At 69.6% G+C, this 19,423-nt stretch carries 18 protein-coding genes; 7 read left to right on the top strand and 11 right to left on the bottom strand.

Features of this window, described 5'->3' with window-relative positions; genetic code table 11:
• Positions 1-26 precede the first annotated feature (26 nt).
• A complete protein-coding gene (locus RISW2_RS14825; RefSeq protein ID WP_043772680.1) occupies positions 27-713 on the top strand; it encodes a molybdate ABC transporter substrate-binding protein in 687 nt (228 codons plus the stop codon).
• Here RISW2_RS14825 and zapE read toward each other — a convergent pair.
• The 6 genes from zapE to RISW2_RS14795 all read right to left on the bottom strand — a co-directional run bounded on the left by zapE (position 706) and on the right by RISW2_RS14795 (position 6,269).
• Positions 706-1,779, bottom strand: coding sequence for a cell division protein ZapE (zapE, locus tag RISW2_RS14820; RefSeq protein WP_043772678.1), 1,074 nt, complete (start codon positions 1,777-1,779; stop codon positions 706-708). The genes RISW2_RS14825 and zapE overlap by 8 nt on opposite strands.
• Positions 1,780-1,849: 70 nt before the next feature.
• Positions 1,850-2,881: an ABC transporter substrate-binding protein gene (locus RISW2_RS14815; RefSeq protein ID WP_043772676.1), complete on the bottom strand. Its 1,032-nt coding sequence runs from the start codon at positions 2,879-2,881 to the stop codon at positions 1,850-1,852.
• Positions 2,878-3,747 carry an ABC transporter permease gene (locus tag RISW2_RS14810; protein WP_051492057.1) on the bottom strand — a complete coding sequence of 290 codons (870 nt, stop codon included), beginning with the start codon at positions 3,745-3,747 and terminating at the stop codon, positions 2,878-2,880. The genes RISW2_RS14815 and RISW2_RS14810 overlap by 4 nt, the downstream gene beginning before the upstream one ends.
• On the bottom strand, positions 3,744-4,607 hold the full coding sequence (locus RISW2_RS14805; RefSeq protein ID WP_051492056.1) for an ABC transporter permease: 864 nt from the start codon (positions 4,605-4,607) through the stop codon (positions 3,744-3,746). The genes RISW2_RS14810 and RISW2_RS14805 overlap by 4 nt, the downstream gene beginning before the upstream one ends.
• Positions 4,604-5,410: an ABC transporter ATP-binding protein gene (locus RISW2_RS14800; protein WP_156943864.1), complete on the bottom strand. Its 807-nt coding sequence runs from the start codon at positions 5,408-5,410 to the stop codon at positions 4,604-4,606. The genes RISW2_RS14805 and RISW2_RS14800 overlap by 4 nt, the downstream gene beginning before the upstream one ends.
• 4 nt (positions 5,411-5,414) lie before the next feature.
• Positions 5,415-6,269 carry a fumarylacetoacetate hydrolase family protein gene (locus RISW2_RS14795; RefSeq protein ID WP_244437579.1) on the bottom strand — a complete coding sequence of 285 codons (855 nt, stop codon included), beginning with the start codon at positions 6,267-6,269 and terminating at the stop codon, positions 5,415-5,417.
• An 87-nt stretch (positions 6,270-6,356) separates the two neighbouring features.
• Between RISW2_RS14795 and RISW2_RS14790 the strand changes: the two genes are divergently transcribed.
• Positions 6,357-7,034, top strand: a complete 678-nt coding sequence (locus tag RISW2_RS14790; RefSeq protein WP_051492055.1) for a GntR family transcriptional regulator — start codon at positions 6,357-6,359, stop codon at positions 7,032-7,034.
• Between the two features lie 12 nt (positions 7,035-7,046).
• Here RISW2_RS14790 and uxaC read toward each other — a convergent pair whose 3' ends face one another.
• The 5 genes from uxaC to RISW2_RS14765 are packed head-to-tail and all read right to left on the bottom strand — an operon-like array spanning position 7,047 to position 14,028.
• A complete protein-coding gene (gene uxaC, locus RISW2_RS14785; RefSeq protein WP_043772667.1) occupies positions 7,047-8,453 on the bottom strand; it encodes a glucuronate isomerase in 1,407 nt (468 codons plus the stop codon).
• Positions 8,450-9,853: a mannitol dehydrogenase family protein gene (locus tag RISW2_RS14780; RefSeq protein ID WP_043772665.1), complete on the bottom strand. Its 1,404-nt coding sequence runs from the start codon at positions 9,851-9,853 to the stop codon at positions 8,450-8,452. Before RISW2_RS14780 ends, uxaC begins: the two co-directional genes overlap by 4 nt.
• The gene (locus RISW2_RS14775) at positions 9,850-12,213 is read right to left on the bottom strand and encodes a glycoside hydrolase family 31 protein (protein ID WP_043772663.1); all 2,364 of its coding nucleotides are present in this window, start codon (positions 12,211-12,213) and stop codon (positions 9,850-9,852) included. Before RISW2_RS14775 ends, RISW2_RS14780 begins: the two co-directional genes overlap by 4 nt.
• Positions 12,210-13,514: a TRAP transporter large permease gene (locus RISW2_RS14770; RefSeq protein WP_043772659.1), complete on the bottom strand. Its 1,305-nt coding sequence runs from the start codon at positions 13,512-13,514 to the stop codon at positions 12,210-12,212. Before RISW2_RS14770 ends, RISW2_RS14775 begins: the two co-directional genes overlap by 4 nt.
• Before the next feature lie 10 nt (positions 13,515-13,524).
• The gene (locus RISW2_RS14765) at positions 13,525-14,028 is read right to left on the bottom strand and encodes a TRAP transporter small permease (protein WP_043772656.1); all 504 of its coding nucleotides are present in this window, start codon (positions 14,026-14,028) and stop codon (positions 13,525-13,527) included.
• A 213-nt stretch (positions 14,029-14,241) separates the two neighbouring features.
• On the opposite strand from RISW2_RS14765, the gene RISW2_RS14760 reads away from it, so the two are divergent.
• From RISW2_RS14760 to aroQ, 5 genes are read left to right on the top strand one after another with little or no spacing between them, the layout of a single operon-like run.
• Complete coding sequence (locus RISW2_RS14760) at positions 14,242-15,225, top strand: TRAP transporter substrate-binding protein (protein WP_043772653.1); 984 nt, start codon at positions 14,242-14,244, stop codon at positions 15,223-15,225.
• Positions 15,226-15,232: 7 nt separating this feature from the next.
• Positions 15,233-17,017: a glycoside hydrolase family 2 protein gene (locus RISW2_RS14755; RefSeq protein WP_043772651.1), complete on the top strand. Its 1,785-nt coding sequence runs from the start codon at positions 15,233-15,235 to the stop codon at positions 17,015-17,017.
• On the top strand, positions 17,014-17,742 hold the full coding sequence (locus RISW2_RS14750) for an FCD domain-containing protein (protein WP_043772649.1): 729 nt from the start codon (positions 17,014-17,016) through the stop codon (positions 17,740-17,742). Before RISW2_RS14755 ends, RISW2_RS14750 begins: the two co-directional genes overlap by 4 nt.
• A gap of 31 nt (positions 17,743-17,773) precedes the next feature.
• Positions 17,774-18,931 (top strand): mannonate dehydratase, encoded by a 1,158-nt coding sequence (uxuA, locus tag RISW2_RS14745; protein ID WP_043772646.1) that lies wholly within the window; start codon positions 17,774-17,776, stop codon positions 18,929-18,931.
• 53 nt (positions 18,932-18,984) lie between these two features.
• Positions 18,985-19,419 (top strand): type II 3-dehydroquinate dehydratase, encoded by a 435-nt coding sequence (gene aroQ, locus RISW2_RS14740; protein ID WP_043772644.1) that lies wholly within the window; start codon positions 18,985-18,987, stop codon positions 19,417-19,419.
• Positions 19,420-19,423 lie beyond the last annotated feature (4 nt).

The following is a 19,423-nucleotide window of genomic DNA, read 5'->3' as shown; positions in this document are numbered from 1 at the left end:
GCGAACAGCAAGCAGGATGGGATGACGTGACGCTACGGATTCTGAGCGGCGGAGCCGCCAACGGACTGGTCAACAAGGTGCGCGAGGCTTTCGAGGCCCGCACCGGCCGGACGATCGAGGGCGATTTCGGCGCGGTGGGCGGCATGCGCGACCGCATCGCCGGCGGGGAGGCGGTGGACCTCGCGATCCTGACCCGTGCCGCCATCGACGGGCTCGTCGCGGCGGGTCATCTCGATGCCGGCAGCGTGACGGATCTCGGCAACGTGGTGACGGGCGTCGCGGTCCGGGACGGCGCGCCCGTGCCGCCGATCGATGACGGCGAGGCGCTCGCGACGCTGTTCACTTCGGCGGACGCGCTCTACTGTCCGGACACGGTCAAGGCCACGGCAGGCATCCACGTGGCCGCCGTCCTCGACCGGCTCGGCATCGCCGACCGCGTCACGCTGTCGGAACATCCGAACGGCCAGACCGCCATGGCAAGGATGGCGGCCTCGGAGGAGGCGAACCCGGTCGGCTGCACGCAGGTGACCGAGATCCTCAACACCGCGGGCGTCACCTATGTGGGCCCGCTGCCCGAGCCCTTCGGCCTCGACACTGTCTATACCGCAGCGATCGCCACCGGGTCTGCGGCGGCAGAGGACGCGCGCGTCCTGATCGAGCTGTTGACCGATCCCGACGCGGACGCGCTGAGGCGGAGCGTGGGATTCAGCTGAGGGGCGCGCGGCCCGGCCAGCCCGGCCGGGTCATCTCGCGCAGGCGGCTTTCGGTGCGCCGGAATTCCCGCGCGAACTCGCCCCCCGCAAGCAGCTCTCCCGGCCCTGCGGCAGCGCTGACCACGATGCCGCGGCGCGCGTCGTAAAGCGCGTCCACCAGCAGGATGAAGCGGCGGACGGCGTCATTGTCCCGCTCGCCGAGCCGCGGCACGTCCTCGACGAAGACCATCTCGGCTTGACGCGCGAGGTCGAGATAGTCTGCCGCGGTCAGGGGCGCGCGGCAGAGCGCGTCGAAGCTGCCGCGTGCGGTTTCCCCCCGGCGCCGCAGCGACACGCGGCCCGCGAGCGTGATCTCTCCCGCCGCTCCCGCTCCGGGGACCCGGTCCCACAGCGCGTCGATGCGGGCCGCCGCCTCCACCCCCGAAGGCGCGAGGTAGAGGTCCGCGTCGCCCCCCGCCGCGTCGCGGTAGTCGCGCGGCCCCGCGAGGTGCACCACCTCGCAGCGGCCCTCGATCAGGCGTACGAAGGGCAGGAAATGCTCGCGCTTCAGCCCGTCGCGGTAGAGGTCGCCGGGCGCCGCGTTCGATGTGGCGACGAGCACGATCCCCCGGTCGAAGAGCCGCTCGAAGATCCGCCCGACGATCATGGCGTCGGTGATGTCGGTGACCTCAACCTCGTCGAGGATCAGGATGTCGAGCCCTTCGGTCAGCGCGTCGGCGACGGACGCCACCGGGTCATTGGCGCCCGCACCCCGGGCGCGGTGCAGGCCCCCGTGCACGTCGCGCATGAAGGCGTGGAAATGCGTTCGGCGCCCCCGCGCACGCCCGAGATTTGCGGTCAGCATTTCGGCGAGCATCGACTTGCCGCGACCCACGTCTCCCCAGAGGTAGAGCCCGCGCGGCGCCGCGGGAGCGCGCCGCAGCGCATGCAGCCAGCCGAACCGCGCGGGCCGCTGCAGCGCGTCGCGGAGTGCGTCGAGCCGGTCGATCACCGCCTCCTGGTCCGGATCGCGGCGGAGGCCCGCGTCGGCGACGCGGGCTCCGTAGGCTTCGCGCAGCCGGCTCATGGGACCGGCGCGCATGCGGGCGGGACGCGCGCTGGCGCCCCGCCCGAACGGTCATCTAGGACCCGCGCGGTCACATGTTCGCGTCGCGCCAAGCCTCGACCTCTTGTTCGACCTCGGCCCGATCGAAATCGTTCGCGGCTTCGACCGGCCCGGGCTCAAGGAAGTCGGACGGCGCGACCTGTTTCTCGATCAGGCCGAACTTCTGCATGCCGGGCTGGATCGACTCCCAGGTGTCGGCGTTCAGCCCGCCAAGCGTGTCGGTCACCGACACGTTCAGCCGGATCGCGTTCTCGAGATATTGCTGGCCGAACTCGGGATCTTCCCATTCCTCGGGCACCGCGTCCTGCGCGATCTTCGCCACCACGTCGGGGGCGAAGGTCGCCACGTACATGCCCTTGGACCACGCGCGGAGGTAACCCTCGATCGCATCGCCCTTCTCCTCGAGCGTCCCGGCCGCCACGGCGAAGGTGTTGCCGGGCTTGTTCGAGACCTCCTCCGGGGTGATGAGCGACACCGGGATGCCGTTCGCCTGGATCGCGAGCCAGTCGGGGCCCGAGCCCGCGATGGCCGCGACGGTCTGATCGCGGAAGGCGGCGGCCAGCGTCGGGCCCGCCTCGCCGACGACGACGGTGGTCACGTCGTCCTCGGTCAGCCCGCGCGCATCGAGCGCGATCTGCATGGTCACGCGGTCGCGGTCGGACACGAGGCCGACTGTCTCGCCTCGCAGCTGCTCGACATCGCTGATGTCGCTCTCGCCCGACACCGCGATCCCGTCCGGGGCAGTCTGCATCACCTCGTAGACCACGCGCAGGTCGACACCCGCGGCGACCGCCTGAAGTACCTCGGCCGAATCGAGCATCGCGATGTCCGCCTGACCGTTGCGCAGGAAGTTCACGAAGGGGATCGGCGTGTCCGAGGGCAGCAGGTTGACCTCGATGCCCTCCTCCTCGAAGTAGCCGAGCGCCTCGCCCACGATCAGCGGAAAGTAGTTGGCCGAGCGCTGCTTGGGCATCACCGCGTTGACCGTCGTCAGGTCCTGCGCTGCGACGCTTCCAGCCGCCAGGATCGCACCGAGTGCCGTTGCCGTCATGAAACGTGTCATGTCGATCTTCTCCTCCCTTGGGGTTTGCCGGACTGCTTCTCGCGCTCTCCCGTCCAGCGGGCGCGCCGTTTCCGGCTCACGGCGTCCATCCGGGCCGCCCGGCGCCAGAACACGATCCGGTCGTCGAGCAGCTCGATGAGCGTGAAAAGGATGAGACCCAGCAGCGACATGCTGAGAAGCGCCGCGATCGCCGCGCTCATGTCGAGCGAGAAGCTCAGCCGCTGCATCAGCACGCCAATCCCCGCCGTCGCCTGGCTGAACTCGGCCACCACGGCGCCGACGAGCGCGGTGGTAATCGCGATCTTGAAGCCCGCGAAAATCATCGGCAGCGCGGACGGCACACGCAGCTTCCAGAAAATCTGCCGCTCGCTCGCGCCCATGGAGCGGAACATCTCGAGCGTCTCGGCATCCGACCGGGTCAGCGCGATCAGCGTATTCACGAAGACCGGGAAGAAGCACACGATGGCGCCGAGTGCGATCTTGGAGCTGTAACCGAAGCCGAACCAAGCGATGACGATGGGCGTGAGGGCAAGGCCCGGCGTCACGTTGAGCAGGATCGCGTAGGGAGACACGTAGCGACGGAAGCTGTCGTTGAGCGACGAGCCGACCGCGAGGGCGAGCCCCAGAGCGCCCCCGACGAGGAAGCCGCCCAGCGCCTCGTAGAGCGTGATGAAGAAGTGGCGGTAGATCGTGCGGTTCTCGACGTAGAGATCCCAGATGCTGGCCGCGATCTGATGCGGTTCGGGCAACAGGATCACGTCGATGAGCCCGATGGCCGCGGCCGCCTCCCAGAACGCGATCAGCGCCGCGAAGACGAGGAGGTGCTTGGCCAGCGGCACGGCACGCGAAAGGAGATGGTCCTTCATGCGTCGTCCCCCATCCGAGCCCGCCACGAGGCGAGGCGCCGGCGGCTGACCCGGGCCGTGCGGTCTCGGTCGGTCCAGAACACCAGGATGCGGTCGAGTTCCTCCATCGAACGGAAGATGAAGTAGCCGAGCGCGCTCAGGGTCAGCACGCAAACGAAGGCCGACGACATGTTGAGCGTGCCGGTATACTGCGTGATGAGGACGCCGAGACCCGCGTTCGAGGCGATGAACTCGGCGACGAGCGCACCTCCGAGGGCGGACGCCATGGCGAGTCGCAGGCCGGCCGAGATCTCGGGCAGCGCGGAAGGCAGCATCAGCTTGCGAAAGGTCTGGAGCTTGCTCGCCCCCATCGAGCGGAACATCGACACCTTCTCTGGCTCGACGCCCACCATGCCGTTCAGCGTGTTCACGAACGGCGCGAAGAAGCACACCAGCATCACGATCGCGGTCTTCGACGTCCAGCCGAACCCGAAGGCAGCGATGATGACCGGGCCGATCGCGATCCGCGGCGTCGCCTCGAGCACGATGACATAGGGCTTGAGGTAGCGCCTGAGCCGGTCGATGAGACCGACGCACACGGCGAGCGCGATCCCGAGCGCCGAGCCCGCGAGGAAGCCCGCGAGCACCTCGGCCATGGTGAGCCCAAGATGCGGCCAGATGTTGCCCTGCGTGACGTAGAGCCGCCAGAATCCGACGAGGATCGCGCTCGGATAGGGAAAGAACAGCGGGTCGAGCCAGCCCATGCGGCACGCGATTTCCCACGCGGCGAGGAGCGTGACGAGGATCGCGACGTGGCGAGCTATGACGCCGCGGGTCCGCCCGCCCGGCGGCACGGGGCCGAGGTCGGAACTGTCGGTCATCCGCGATCCCCGAAGGTCTGCCGCACCCTGGAGACGAGCGCGTTGAACTCGGCCCCCTGCTGGATCGACGGCGGGCGCGGCCGCTCGAACGGCACCTCGACGATGCCCGCGATGCGTCCGGGGCGCGGCGTCATCACGAAGACCCGGTCGGCGAGAAAGATCGCCTCGGCGATGTTGTGCGTCACGAAGAGCGTCGTCGCGTTGACCTCTCCCACGATGCGCATCAGTTCGACGTTCAGGTGTTCGCGCGTGAACTCGTCGAGCGCGCCGAAGGGCTCGTCGAGCAAAAGGATGTCCGCGCCGGTCTGCAGGAGCCGTGCCAGTGCGACGCGCTGCTGCATGCCCCCCGAAAGTTGCGTGGGGAACGAGAACGCGAAGTCGCGGAGGCCCGCGAGCTCGAGCAGGTCCATGGCGCGGTGGCGGTCGGCGTCGGTGACCCTTCCCGCGATCTCGGTCGGCAGCAGCACGTTCTCGAGCGAGGTGCGCCAGTCGAGGAGCGTCGGCTTCTGGAACATCATCGCGACCGAATGATGCGGCCCGCGCACCTCCGCGTCGTGCACCGTCAGGCTGCCGCTCGTTCTGTCGAGAAGTCCCGCCACCATCCGCAGGAGCGTGGACTTGCCGCAACCCGAGGGTCCGACGAGTGAGATGAACTCACCCGGCCGGATCTCGAAGTTCGCATCCTCCACCGCCACCACGGACCCGCCACCGAAGGTCTTTCTCAGGTCGCGGGCCGCGATTACCGCCGGCCCCGCGAGGGCGGCGTCTACCGGGCCGGCACTTTGCGCATGCGTCGACATCATCCGCCTATTCGACCGTGTTCTCGAGCGCGCCGAGCCCGGTGATCGACACCCGCATCACGTCACCGCGCTGGAGGTACCGGGGTGGGGTAAAGCCGATGCCGACGCCCGCCGCGGTGCCCGTGGCGATGATGTCGCCCGGATGCAGCGTCATCGTGCGGCTCATGGTCTCGATCAGCGTCGGGATGTCGAAGACGAGGTCAGAGACGCTCGCCTTCTGGCGCAGCTCTCCGTTGATCTCGGTCCGCAGTTCCATCCGCGCGGGATCACCCGCCTCGTCCGCGCTGACGAGCCACGGACCCATTGGACAGAACGTGTCGAGTCCTTTGCCGATGGTCCACTGCCCATGCTGGCGCTGAAGCTCGCGCGATGTGACGTCGTTAATGATGACATAACCCAGCACGTGGTCGTAGGCGCTGGCCTTGTCCACCTGGAACGCCGCCTTGCCGATCACAACGCCGAGCTCGCCCTCGTAGTCGACCGTCCCGGTGGGGTCGAGCGAGCCGCGCACGGGCGTCTCGGGGCCGACCACGCTGTGCGGCGGCTTGGTGAAGATCACCGGGTGCTTCGGCACGGCCTCCTTGCTCGAGCTGTCGAAACCGGAGCTGTGAAACTCGTCCGCATGCGCGTGGTAGTTCTTGCCCACGCAGTAGATCGCCCCGCGGGGCAGAGGGATCGGCGCCAAAAGCCGGACCGCCGACAGCGGCACGCGCCGTCCCTCCCTGGTGTCCCAGCCTGCAAGCTCACCCGCGACGATGGCGTCGATCACGGCGTCTCGCGCCCCCTCGCCCTCGGCGCAGATGCGGATCTCGTCCCCCTCGAGGATCCCGGCCGCGGGCTTCCCCTCCGTCTCCAATGTCACGTACTTCATTTTATCGACAATCTCTCCCTTTACCGATAAAATTGAGCACGACTTGATCGATCTGTCAATTCCGGAGCATCGTTGAGCATGGATGCGATTCTGACGCCTCTTGAACCCGAGCCGGGGTCCACGCTGGCGGACATCGCCTGGTCGCGCCTCAAGCGCGACATCATCTCCGGCGACAGAAAACCCGGTGAACGCCTGCGGATAGAGCGCCTGCGCGAGCTTTACGGAATCGGCGCGAGCCCGCTGCGGGAGGCGCTGCAGCGTCTGTCGGCCGACGGGCTGGTGATCGCCGAGGGCAACCGCGGGTTCACCGTCGCGCCGCTCGATCCAGACGAGTTCCGCGACCTCACGCGGGCGCGAATCGCCGTGGAACGCGAGGCGCTGCGCCTGGCCATCGCGCAGGGCGGCAACGACTGGGAGGGCAGTGTCGTCTCGGCGAGCTACCTCATGGCCAAGGCCGACCGCGAAACGTCACCCGGAACGGATGCGTGGGAGCAAGCCAACACGACCTTCCACAGGGCGATGGTATCGGCCTGCGGGTCGCAATGGCTCTTGCGGGTGCGCGACGGGCTGCAGATGCTGGCCGAGAGGTACCGCCGGGTGTCCGTGGGCAGCGCGCGCAGCACCCGCGATCTCGGCGCTGAGCACCGGGCGATCTCGGACGCGGTGCTCGCGCGCGATGCCGAGACCGCCTGCGCGCTCACGACCGAGCATTATTCCAAGACGGAGGAGGAGCTGCGCAGCGTGGCGCAGCCCTGAGGGCGGCGGGGCTCAGTCCGCCCCGGGCGCCGCGAACCAGTCTCGGGCGTTGCGGTAGCAGACGTCGCGGACGAGCGCGTCGAGCATGTCGGGCGCGTCCGGGACGTGGCCCTCGACCTGCCAGCGTCCGACGATGCGGCAGAAGAGCCTGCGGAAATATTCGTGGCGCGGGAAGGACAGGAACGACCGGCTGTCGGTGAGCATCCCGAGGAAGGTCGAGATCAGGCCCATCTGCGACAGGGTGCGGATCTGGTCCTCCATCCCGTCGAGCTGGTCGTTGAACCACCATGCCGTCCCGGCCTGCACCTTGCCGGGCACGCTGCCGTCCTGGAAGTTGCCGGCGGTGGTGACGATGGCCGGGTTGCGCGTCGGATCGAGGCCGTAGATCACCATGCGCGGCAGCTCCTCCGTCCGGTCGAGCCGGTCGAGGAGCGCGTTGAGCGGCTCGGCCACCGCGATGTCGCGGATCGAGTCCGCGCCGGCGTCCCGCCCCGCGGCGTCGAGGAGCCGCGTGCGGGTGTTGCGCAGCGCGTTGACGTGCAGCTGCATGACGAGGCCGCGGCGCGCATAGGCCCGCCCCAGCGCCACGAAGAGCGCCGCGCGCCACGACGCGGCGTCGTCCGCCGCGACCGCGCGCCCTGCCCGTGCCGCGTCGAGCGCGGCGTCGAGCGTGGCCCCCGCCACCTCCGCCCCCGCGTCGAGCCGGTCGATGCCGTGGTCCGCTGCCCGGCAGCCATGGGCCACGAAGTGGTCGAGCCGGGTCTCGAGCGCGCCCACGAGGTCGTCGAAGCCGCGGATCGGGTGCGTCGCCGCCTCGAGCCGCGCCACCCAGTCGGAAAAGCCCGCCGCGTCGATCTTGACTGCCGGGTCGGGCCGGAAGGTCGGCACCACGCGCCACGGCGCGCCGCGCAGCGCGGCATGGTGTTCGAGCGTGTCGAGCGGGTCGTCCGTCGTGCCCACGAGCTCGACCTTCATGCGCGTGAGCAGTCCCTGCGCCCCGAAATCCGGCTGTGCGAGCCGCTCCCGCGTCACGTCCCAGACGCGGTCCGCGGTCTCGGCGCTCAGCACCGTCCCGTCGAGGTCGAAATAGCGCCAGAGCTCGAGGTGGCTCCAGTGGTGCACAGGGTTGCCGATCATGCGCGGCATGGCGCGCGCGAAGGCGTCGAACTTGTCGCGCGGATCGGCATCGCCGGTCACGAGCCGCTCCTCGATCCCCGCCCAGCGCATCACCCGCCACTTGTAGTGGTCGTGCCCGAGCCACAGCGTGCCGAGCTCGCTCCAGTGCAGGTCCTCGGCGATTTCGGCCGGCGGCAGGTGGTTGTGGTAGTCGATGATGGGCAGGTCGCGGGCCACCTCGTGAAAGAGCCGCCGCGCCTCGCCCGTGTCGAGCAGGAAGTCGTCGTTCAGGAACCGGGTCACATGGCCTCCTTCAGCGCGGCCGAGATGCCGCGCTCGGCGATGGTTGCATGGGCGTCGGTGACGGGCCCGAGGAGCGCGTCGGGCGCGTCCGCGAGTCCCGGCAGGGACAGGACCGACGCGACGGGATCGGATCCCGACGCCGCCTGACGCAGGTCGTCCTGCCGGGGATCGGCCACAGCGGGCAACTCGCGCAGCGCGACGATCCAGCTCGCGATGGCAAGCGCGGTCAGCGGCCAGCCGCGCCCGGCGGCGGCGTTCGCGGCGGCGGGCGCCAGCAGGCGCTGCGGCACCTTCTGGCTCGTGTCCTGCGCGATCTGGTCCAGCCTGTGGCGCAGCCGGGTGTTGTCGAACCGCGCGACGAGCGCGTCGGCATAGGCGGCAAGGTCGACGCCCCCGGGCATGTCGAGGGTCGGCACCTGCTCGTCCATCATAAGGCGACGCGTGGCGGCCCGCAGGACCGGATCGCCGATGGCGTCGGCCACGGTCTCGTGCCCCGCAAGGCGGCCCGCATGGGCGAGGAAGGTGTGCGCGCCGTTCAGCATGCGCAGCTTCATCTCCTCGAAGGGCCGCACGTCGGCCACGAGTTCCGCACCGCCCTCGGCGAAGGGCGGGCGCGGCCCAACGAACCGGTCCTCGATCACCCACTGGTGGAAGGGCTCGGTCACGATCCCGTTCGCGTCCTCGCCGCCGACCGCGTCGCGCAGGAGCGCGCGGCCATCGGCGTCGAGCGCCGGGGTGATGCGGTCGACCATGGAATTCGGAAAGGCCACCTTGTCGCCGATCCACTCGGCGAGGTCGGGCGCGACCCGTTCGGCGAAATCGCGCACGACGCGGCGCAGGAGGTCACCGTTGCCGGGGATGTTGTCGCAGGACAGGATCGTCAGGCCCGCGCCGTCCGCATCGCGGCGGCGTCGCAGCCCTTCGGCCAGCACGCCGATCGCGGTGCCGGGTTCCCCTTGGCGCGCGAGGTCGGCCGCCACGTCGGGGCGGTCGGGATCGAGCCGCCCGGCCCTCTGGCAATAGCCCTTCTCGGTCACCGTCAGCAGGATCACGTCGAGGCCCGGCGTCGCGATCAGGTCGGGCAGCGCGTCCGATCCGTCCCGCGCGGGATGGCGGGTGCCGATCACGCAGTCGATGCGCCGCACCCGGGCCGACTGCTCGTCCGCGGCCGCCACGTGGTAGCGCCCCTGCGCCGCGTCGAGCGCGTCGAGCGCGTCCGCCCCGGAATTGAGCCGCGCGGCGATCACGCCCCAGTCGCCGCCCGCGGCATCGAGCCCGCGGTCGAGGAACCACATGGGATGCGCGCGGCCGAACGCGCCGAAGCCCAGGTGCAGGATCCTCGGACGCAGTGCCGCGCGGTCGTGGCGCGGCGCCTCGAAGGTCACGTCGCCTGCGCTCACAGCGTCACCTCCGCGCCCGATGCGACCTCTGTGCCCCGGACCCGCAGGGACCGGCGTTCCCCGGCGGGCAGGACGAGGCGCGCGGTCGGCAGGACCGGCGCGCCGGCGCCGCGCTGGCGCCACTCGAGCGTCACCGCCTCGCCATCGGCCGCGAGCGTGAAGTCGAGCAGGCTGTACACCGGATCGACGCTCACGCCGTCATCCTCGTAGAGGAGCCCGCCGCCCGTGCCCTCGGGCGCGGGGAAGAGGTGCAGCTCGCGCCCTTGATCGGCGTCGGGGGCGGCGCGCAGGGCACCCGCGGACATCGGCAGGACCGCGCCCGCCCGCACGAAGAGCGGCATCGATCCGAGATCGACCGCGAGCGTGACCACGCTGCCCGGCGCGTGCCAGGTCCCGGTGTGGAAGTCCCACCACCCTGTCGCGTTCCGCGGAAGGCGCACGTGCCGCGCGGTCGCGCCCTTGTCGATCACGTTCGCGACGAGCAGGTCGCGGCCCAGCAGGAACTCGTCGCGCTCCTCCCAGGCGGCGGGGTCGTCGGGATGGTCGAGGAAGAGCGGGCGCAGCATCGGCTCGCCTTCCGCCACCGCCTGGCGGAGGCAGGTGTAGAGGTAGGGCAGCAGGCGGTAGCGCAGCGCCAGCGCATCGCGGATCTGCGGCAGCACCTCGGGATACATCCACGGCTCGTTCACCGTGCCGTCGTCGTTCCAGGAATGGATGGTGAAGCGCGGGTGGAAGATGCCGTTCTGCACCCAGCGCACGAACAGCTCCGGCTCCGGGCGCGGCCCGGCAAAACCGCCCACGTCGTGGCCGATATTGTAGAAGCCCGAGAGGCTCATCCCGAGACCCGTGCGGATGTTGTAGCGCAGCGTCTTCCACTCGGTGCGGTTGTCGCCCGACCAGGTCTGCGCATGCCGCTGCAGCCCGGGCGCGCCCGAGCGCGAGATCAGGTAGGGACGCTGTCCGGGCGCGTGCGCGCGCTGCGCCTCCTCTGAGGCGCGGGTCATCAGGATCGGCATGAGCGGGCGCAGGAGCCCCACCTCGACCGGCGTGCCGAAGCCCGCGCAGACCGCCTTGCGGTCCCAGATCTCGTATTCGTTGTTGTCGTTCCAGGTCGACCCGATGCCGTGCGCCAGAAGCTGACGGGTCACGCCGTCCTTCCACCAGGCGACCGCGTCGGGATTGGTGAAATCGAGATGCGAGCCCTCGTCATCCCAGAAGCTCGACCGTTCGGGAGCCTCCGGCGCCTCGCTGTCGCGCACGAAGAGACCGGCCTCGGCCGCCGACCCGTATTGCGGATGATCCTGCAGCAAGCACGGCTTGATGTTGGCGATGAGGTGGATGCCCGCATCGCGGAACCTTGCCGTCATCGCGTCGACGTCCGGCACCTTTTCGCGGTTCCAGTTGAACACGTAGCGCTTGGCTCCGATCGACGTGTAGCCCGAGGACATCTGGAAGCTGTCGCAGGGAATGTCGTGTTCGGCGATCCGGTCGAGAAAGCTCTCGAGCCGCGCCTGCGCGTCGGGCGCGTCGGTGTAGCTCATGGTCGATCCGGAATAGCCGAGCGTCCAGCGCGGCGGGAAGGCCGTGCCGCCGGTCAGCCGCACCTGCCCCTTCACGAGGTCGAGGAGCCGCGGCGCCCACCTTACGCAGTAGTCGAGATCGCCATCCTCGGCCCGGAAGGACCGGTAGGGCAGATGGTAGTTGTCGAGTTCGTTGCCGAGGTCGAACCAGCACGAGGCGAGGTTGTCGTAGAAGATCGACCATGCGCCGGCCGCCGGCGTCTGCGTCATGGTGAAGGGCACGTGCTTGTAGAGCGGATCGGTCCGTTCCGCGTCGTAGCCCATGGCGTCGAGGTTGCGCATCTCGAACCGGCGCCCGGACCGTTCCAGGTCGCCCGTCTTCTCGCCCAGACCGTGCACGCGCTCGCCCGGATGGCGGCGCAGGAAATGGCCGTGCCGGTGGTCGTCGGTACCGAGGAGGACGCCGCCCGTGGGACGTTCCTCGGCGAAGGTCACCCAGGCGCCATCGACGCGCGCGGCCCAGGCCAGGTGCAGGGGCTGCGCCACGGTGAGCCGCAGGGTCGCGGTCTCGAGCGCGAGCGCGCCCTCCTCCTCGCGGATGGTCACCGGGGGACAGGAAAATCCCGAGAGGTCGTCGCGGTGCCGCCCCTCCCAGGGCACCTCGCCCCCGGGCGCGATGGTCCACGTCCGGTCGAGCCGCCAGACCCCGTCCTTGAGCAGCGACACCCGGATCAGGTCTTCCCCGAGCGCACGGAGGCGCAGGATGTGGCGCCCCTCGACCAGGAGGTCGGCGCCGGCCGCGTGGCGGGCGGTCACGGTCCAGTGGCGAAGTGTCTTCATTGTCCGTATCCCAGGAGCACGCGCGGCAGGAAGAGGCTGATCTCGGGCACGTAGGTCACGACCATGAGCAGCGTCACGAGCACGGCGTAGAGCGGCAGGAGCGGTCGGATGACCTCGGCGATCGAGGTGCCGCCGACCGAGCAGCCGACGAAGAGCGCCGATCCCACCGGCGGCGTGCAGATGCCGATGCAGAGGTTGAAGGTCATCACGATGCCGAAATGCACCGGGTCCATGCCCAGATCGCCCACCACCGGCAGGAAGATCGGCGTGAAGATCAGCAGCGCCGGCGTCATGTCCATGAACGTGCCGATCAGCAGCAGCGTGATGTTGATGGCGAGCAGGATCGCCAGCGGGTTCTCGGAGATGTTCAGGAGCACGTCCGAGATCGTGTTCGGGATCATGCCGAACGCCATGGCGCGGCTCATCGCGATGGACGCCCCGATCATCAGCAGCACGACCGAGGTGGTGACCGCGCTTTCCATGAGGATCTTAGGCAGGTCGCGCAGCCCGATCTCGCGGTACCACACGAGCGCGAGGACGAGCGCGTAGACCACGGCGGCGGCCGATGCCTCGGTCGCGGTGAAGATGCCCGTGATGATGCCGCCCATGATGACCACGATGAGGCCGAGCGGCAGGACCGCGTCGCGGCCCGCGCGCCAGACCACGCTCCAGCTCGGCCGGGGCGAGACAGGGTAGCCGCGCCGCTTGGCGATGATGCCCGCGACCAGCATCAGCCCGAGCCCCATCAGGAGCCCCGGCAGGTAGCCCGCCACGAAGAGCGCGGCGATCGAGGTTCCGCCGGTGATGAGCGAGTAGACGATCAGCGTCGCCGAGGGCGGGATCAGCAGGCCGGTGGGACTCGACGCGATGTTGACCGCGGCCGAGAAGCTGCGGTCGTACCCCTCGCGTTCCTGCAGCGGCGCCATGACGCCGCCCACCGCCGCGGCCGAGGCGACCGCGGAGCCCGAGATCGAGCCGAAGAGCATGTTGGCGATGACGTTGCAGTGGGCGAGCGCGCCGGGCAGCCGGCCCGCCAGCACCTTAGCGAAGTCGATGAGGCGGATGGCGATGCCGCCGCGGTTCATGATGTTGCCCGCGAGGATGAAGAACGGGATCGCGAGCAGCGTGAAGCTGTCGAGCCCCGAGGCCATCTGCTGGGCGACGATGAAGATCGACTGCTCGAACCCCATGAAGAGGAAGAAGGTGAGCGTCGCGGCGGACCCGATCGCGAAGGCCACGGGCACGCCCATGGCCATGAAGACGGCGAAGGAGCCGAAAAGGACGAGAATCGCTGTGTTCACGGGTGCCTCCTCACTCGAGCGGCAGCTCGACGTCGCCTTCGGCCGAGGGCATCCGGCCCCGGGCGATGTCGGCGAAGAAGAGCAGGCAGAAATAGCTGATGACGATGCCCGCGAAGGGGATCGCGGCGTAGACCCATCCCATCGAGATGCGCAGCGCCGGCGTGACCTGCCCCGAGGCGAAGGTCCGCGCGACAAGCGTCCCGCCGCCCCAGACCATCACCACGAGGGCGAAGGCGATGACGACGACCAGCACCGCCGCCTCGGAGGCGAGCTGCTTGCGGCCGGTCAGACCGGAGGTCAGCAGGTCGATGGCGAGGTGGCGCCTCGCGCCGAAGGTGTAGGCCCCGCCGATGAGCGCGAGCCACATGAACAGAAAGCGCGCGATCTCGTCGGTCAGGACGCTCGGCGTGCCCAGCACGTAGCGGCTGACCACCTGCCAGCACACGCAGACCACGAGGACCGCGAAGATCGCGATGACCGTGGTGCGCAGCACCGCGTCGACCGCCCGCTTCATGGCGCACCTCCCGGTGCGCGTCCAACCAGTGCCCGAACGTCCGTCATCTCGTCTCCTCCGTGCCGAGAGCGTTGGGGCAACCTGTCAGGATCGGAGATTTTGGTCAACCAATTTTGGAATTTTGGTTGACTGCCTTGCCGCAACCGGCCCATCATCCCACGTGATTGGTCGGCCGATCCGGCGGCCAAGCATCCAGATTCCCGGGAGGAGACCATGAAGATCACTGCCCTTTTCGCGACAAGCGCGCTTGTCGCCGCCGCAGCAGCCGGCGCCCATGCCGACACGATGCGGCTGAGCCACAACAACCCGCCGGACCACCCGGTCCACCTGTCGATGCAGTACATGGCCGACCGCGTGTCGGAACTGACCGATGGCGAGGTCGAGATCCAGATCTTCCCGAACGCCCAGCTCGGCACCCAGCGCGAATCGATGGAGCTCGTGCAGAACTGCGCGCTCGAGATGGCGCGGTCGAACGCCTCCGAGCTCGAGGCCTTCGAGGAAAGCTACTCGGCGATCAACCTGCCCTATGTCTTCGATTCGGAAGAACATTTCGAGCAGGTGATCTCGGGCGACATCGGGAAGGACATCCTGGCCGCCTCCGCCGACAACGGCTTTCGCGGCGTGGCCTTCCTGACCGAGGGCGCGCGGTCGTTCTACGCGCAAAAGCCGATCCTGTCGCCCGCTGACCTGCAGGGCGTGAAGGTGCGCGTCCAGCCCTCGCCGTCGGCCATCCGCATGGTCGAGCTGCTGGGCGGCAACCCGACGCCGATCTCGTGGGGCGAGCTCTACAGCGCGCTGCAGCAGGGCGTCGTCGATGCGGCCGAGAACAACCCGACCGCGCTGACCACCGCCCGCCACGGCGAGGTCGTGTCGGACTTCTCGCTCGACGAGCACACGATCATCCCGTCGGTCGTGGTGATCTCGAACTGCGCCTGGGACGCCATGAGCGCCGAGGAGCAGGAAGCGCTGATGACCGCCGCCGCCGAGATGCAGGACCGCCACGGCGAAGCCTGGGCCGAGGCGTCCGACGCCGCCATCGAGCAGGCGCAGAGCGAGCTCGGCGTGACCATCCACGAGGTCGACAAGGCGCCCTTCGTCGAGGCCGTGCAGCCGATGTACGAAGAAGTCGCGGCACAGTCCGACGCCGTCGCCGACCTGATCGAGCGCATCCGCGCCTCGGCCGGCTCGGGTTCCTGATCCGGCCATGCTGGAACGATCCGATATCGCGGAAAACGCGCTCCAGGCCCTGCATGACGAGGACTACGACCGTCCGTTCAACACGCAGGACCTGAACGCGGACACCCTCATCTTCACGGGCGGGCGGCAGGGCCGGTCGCTCGACGGAGACTGGAACTTCTGCGTCGACCTCCTCGACACCGGGCTCCGGCAGAAATGGTTTGCCATGACGCCGGCCCGACCGGAGGATCGGATCGAACCCTGGGACTATGACCCCCATGCGGGCGAGACGGTGCCGGTGCCCTCGTGCTGGCAGATGCTGAAGGAGAAGTGGTACTTCTTCGAAGGCTCTGGCTGGTACACTAGGGCCCTCACCGTCGCGCCCCTGGGCGCGGGCCGGCGCCGGTTCCTGCGGATCGGCGCCGCCCAATACGACTGCAAGGTCTTCGTGAACGGCCGATTTCTCGGCAACCATTATGGCGGCTCGACGCCCTTCTGCGTCGAGCTGACCGATGCGCTCGCGGAGGGCGAGAACCACTTGACGCTCTGCGTGAACAACGCGCGCACGCGCGACCGCGTGCCCATGCGCAACACCGACTGGTTCAACTACGGCGGCATCTACCGCGAGGTGACGCTCTACGAGACGCCGACGAGCGTGGTGCGCGACCTCTTCGTCCGGCTCGAGGGCGGCCAGGTCGTCGCCAGCGTGACCGTGGACGGGCCCGCCGACACCGCGCGGGTCGAGATCCCCGGCCTCGGCGCGTCGGTCGACATCCCCCTCGAGGACGGCCGCGGGACGGCGCGCCTCGACGCGCGGCCCGACCTCTGGTCGCCAGCGACGCCGCACCTCTACGACGTCACCTGCACCGCCGGCGGCGACCGCGTCAGCGACCGCGTCGGGTTCCGGACCATCGAACGGCGCGGCACCGAGATCGTGCTGAACGGCCGGCCCATCTTCCTGCGCGGCATCTCGGTGCACGAGGACGACGCCGCGACGGGCAAGTGCACGAGCGAGGCCGACATCCGCCGCCGCTTCGCGCATGCGCGCGATCTCGGCTGCAATTTCCTGCGCCTCGCGCACTATCCCCACCACGAGCGCGCGGCAGAGATCGCCGACGAGATGGGCTTCCTGCTGTGGGAGGAAATCCCGGTCTACTGGGCCATCGACTTCGCCAATCCCGCGACGCTGCGTGACGCCACGAACCAGCTCACCGAACTCGTGCGGCGCGACCGCAACCGCGCCAGCGTGGTGATCTGGTCGATCGGCAACGAGAACCCCGACACCGACGCGCGGCTCTCCTTCATGCGCAAGCTCGCCGAGACCGCGCGCGCCGAGGACCCGACGCGGCTCGTCGCGGCCGCGTGCCTCGTCAACCACCGCAAGCTGCGCATCGAGGACCGGCTCGCGGCGCACATCGACGTGATCGGCATCAACGAGTATTACGGCTGGTATGACGAGGATTTCGACGAGCTGGGCGTGATCGGCGAGAATTCCGCGCCCGACCGCCCGGTCGTGATCTCCGAGACCGGCGCCGACGGCGACCACGAAGCGGGACCGGAAAGCGGCCTCTTCTCGCTCGCCTACCAGGCCGAGGTCTACGAGAAGCAGATCGCGACGCTGCGCGGGCTCGACTACGTGAAGGGCATGTCGCCCTGGATTCTCTACGATTTCCGCGTGGAACGGCGGCAGAACGTGTTCCAGCGCGGGTGGAACCGCAAGGGCCTGATCGCGGCCGACAAGACGACGAGGAAGCCGGCCTTCGACATCCTCGCCGCGCATTACGCAGAGCGCGCCGCGGAGGAGGACACATGAAGACGCCACGCCAGTACCAGGACGTCGCCCGCGCCATCCGCGCGCTGATCGCGGCCGAACGGCTCGCCACGGGCGACCGGCTGATCCCGGAACGCGCGCTCTCGGACCGGCTGGGCGTGTCGCGCTCGCTGGTGCGCGAGGCGCTGATCCTGCTCGAGATCGAGGGCGTGGTCGAGGTTCGCAAGGGATCGGGCATCTACATCTCCGACCCCGCAACGGCGGCCCAGCCGGCGCGCGACGATATCGGGCCCTTCGAGCTGCTGCAGGCGCGCCAGCTGATCGAGTCCGACATCGCGGGCTTTGCCGCGCGCATGGTGACCAAGAACGACATCCTGCGCCTGCGCGAGGCGCTCGAGACCGAGCGCGCCGACATGGCGCGCGGCGACCCGGACTATTCCGGCGACCGCGCCTTCCACCGCCTGATCGCCGAGGCCACGCAGAACTCGGTGCTCGTCGACGTGGTCGAGGAGCTCTGGCGCAAGCGCGAGCAGAGCCCGATGTGGGCGCGGCTGCACAACCGCATCTTCGAGACGACCTACCGCCGCGCCTGGCTCGACGACCACCAGGCGATCCTCGCCGGGCTGCAGGCGCGCAACCCGGAACAGGCGCAGACCGCCATGTGGCGGCATCTCGGCAACGTGCGCGAGACGCTGATGACGCTGTCGGACGTGGAGGACCCGTCCTTCGACGGCTACCTCTTCGAACCGGTCACGCGCACCGGCTGAGCGCCACGTCCCCCTTCAAGAAAGGCTTTCCATGATCGAGTCCTGGCGCTGGTTCGGCCCCGACGATCCCATCACCCTGTCCGACGTCCGGCAGGCGGGCGCGCGCGGCGTGGTCACCGCCCTGCACGGCGTGCCCGCGGGCACAGCCTGGACGAGGGCCGACGTCGAGGCGCGGCGCGACATGATCCGCGACGCCGGCCTCGAATGGGTCGTGGTCGAGAGCATCCCCGTGCACGAGGACATCAAGACCGGCGCCCCGGGCTGGGAGGCGCATGCCGACGCCTGGGCGGACAGCCTGCGGGTCCTCGGGGCGGCCGGCATCCGGACCGTGTGCTACAACTTCATGCCTGTCCTCGACTGGACGCGCACCGATCTCTCGCACGCGCTGCCCGACGGCGCGCGCTGCCTGCGCTACGACGCGGTCGACGCCGCGCTCTTCGACATCCACGTCCTGGAACGGTCCGAAGCCGAATCCGACCACCGTCCCGACATCGTCGAGGCCGCCGCCGCGCGGCACGCGACGCTCGACGCGGCCGCGCGCACGCGGCTCACCGACACGATCATCGCGGGCCTTCCGGGCGCCGAGGAAAGCTGGACGCTCGAGAGCTTCCGTGCCCGGCTCGACGCCTATCGCGACATCGGCGCGGACGGTCTGCGCACGAACCTCTTCGCCTTTCTCGACCGCGTCCTGCCCGCGGCCGAGGCGGCGGGCGTCGATCTCGCCATCCATCCCGACGATCCGCCCTTCCCCCTCTTCGGGCTGCCGCGCGTGGTGTCGACCGAGGCAGACCTGGCGGCAATCGTCGCGCAGTCCGCATCGCCCGCGAACGGGATCACGTTCTGCACCGGGTCGCTCGGCGTGCGCGCGGACAACGACCTCCCCCGCATGCTCGACCGGCTGGGCGACCGGGTGCGTTTTCTGCACCTGCGCTCGACCCGGCGCGAGGCGGACGGGATCAGCTTCCACGAGGCCGAGCATCTCGGCGGCGACGCGCGCCTCGTCGAGGTCGTGCGCGTGGCGCTGGCGATCGAGGCACGGCGCGGCGCGGCCCTGCCCATGCGCCCGGACCACGGCCACATGATCGCCTGGGACCAGGACCGCGGGATGCGCGCCGGCTATCCCTATCTCGGTCGCATGCGCGGCCTGGCCGAGCTGCGCGGCGTCGCCGCGGCGCTCTCCGCGGGCTGATCCGCGCGCGTTTGCGCTTGCCATCGGCGGCGCATTCGCGGAACCCTCCCGGCATGAAGACGATCCTCGTTCTGAACGGTCCCAACCTGAACCTCCTCGGCCGGCGGCAACCCGAGATCTACGGCCACGAGACGCTCGCGGACGTCGAGGCGGCCTGCCGCGCCGCCTGCGCCGAGGGATTCGACATCCGGCAGGCGCAGTCGAACCACGAGGGCGAGATCGTCGAGCTGATTCACGGCGCGCGCGACACCGCCTGCGGCATCGTCATCAACGCGGGCGCCTACACGCACACTTCGGTGGCAATCCTCGACGCGCTCAACGCCTTCGACGGCCCGGTGATCGAGGTGCACATCTCGAACGTCCACCGGCGCGAGGGCTTCCGCCACCATTCCTACATCAGCGCCCGCGCCGACGGCGTGATCGCGGGCCTCGGGATCGAGGGCTACGCGGCCGCCACCCGGCGGATCTGCACACTGGTGGGCGCGTGACGCC

This window comes from Roseivivax isoporae LMG 25204, from assembly GCF_000521865.1.
Lineage (GTDB): Bacteria > Pseudomonadota > Alphaproteobacteria > Rhodobacterales > Rhodobacteraceae > Roseivivax > Roseivivax isoporae.
Note: the sequence above shows the minus strand (reverse complement) of the source record. Positions and strands in the feature narration are given on the sequence as shown.

Bases quoted from the DNA above. Each gene is read 5' to 3' on its own strand.
- zapE (WP_043772678.1), bottom strand. From the start codon at position 1,779: ATGAGCCGGCTGCGCGAAGCCTACGGAGCCCGCGTCGCCGACGCGGGC.
- RISW2_RS14815 (WP_043772676.1), bottom strand. From the start codon at position 2,881: ATGACACGTTTCATGACGGCAACGGCACTCGGTGCGATCCTGGCGGCT.
- RISW2_RS14810 (WP_051492057.1), bottom strand. From the start codon at position 3,747: ATGAAGGACCATCTCCTTTCGCGTGCCGTGCCGCTGGCCAAGCACCTC.
- RISW2_RS14805 (WP_051492056.1), bottom strand. From the start codon at position 4,607: ATGACCGACAGTTCCGACCTCGGCCCCGTGCCGCCGGGCGGGCGGACC.
- RISW2_RS14800 (WP_156943864.1), bottom strand. From the start codon at position 5,410: ATGATGTCGACGCATGCGCAAAGTGCCGGCCCGGTAGACGCCGCCCTC.
- RISW2_RS14790 (WP_051492055.1), top strand. From the start codon at position 6,357: ATGGATGCGATTCTGACGCCTCTTGAACCCGAGCCGGGGTCCACGCTG.
- RISW2_RS14775 (WP_043772663.1), bottom strand. From the start codon at position 12,213: ATGAAGACACTTCGCCACTGGACCGTGACCGCCCGCCACGCGGCCGGC.
- RISW2_RS14765 (WP_043772656.1), bottom strand. From the start codon at position 14,028: ATGAAGCGGGCGGTCGACGCGGTGCTGCGCACCACGGTCATCGCGATC.
- RISW2_RS14760 (WP_043772653.1), top strand. From the start codon at position 14,242: ATGAAGATCACTGCCCTTTTCGCGACAAGCGCGCTTGTCGCCGCCGCA.
- RISW2_RS14755 (WP_043772651.1), top strand. From the start codon at position 15,233: ATGCTGGAACGATCCGATATCGCGGAAAACGCGCTCCAGGCCCTGCAT.
- RISW2_RS14750 (WP_043772649.1), top strand. From the start codon at position 17,014: ATGAAGACGCCACGCCAGTACCAGGACGTCGCCCGCGCCATCCGCGCG.
- uxuA (WP_043772646.1), top strand. From the start codon at position 17,774: ATGATCGAGTCCTGGCGCTGGTTCGGCCCCGACGATCCCATCACCCTG.
- aroQ (WP_043772644.1), top strand. From the start codon at position 18,985: ATGAAGACGATCCTCGTTCTGAACGGTCCCAACCTGAACCTCCTCGGC.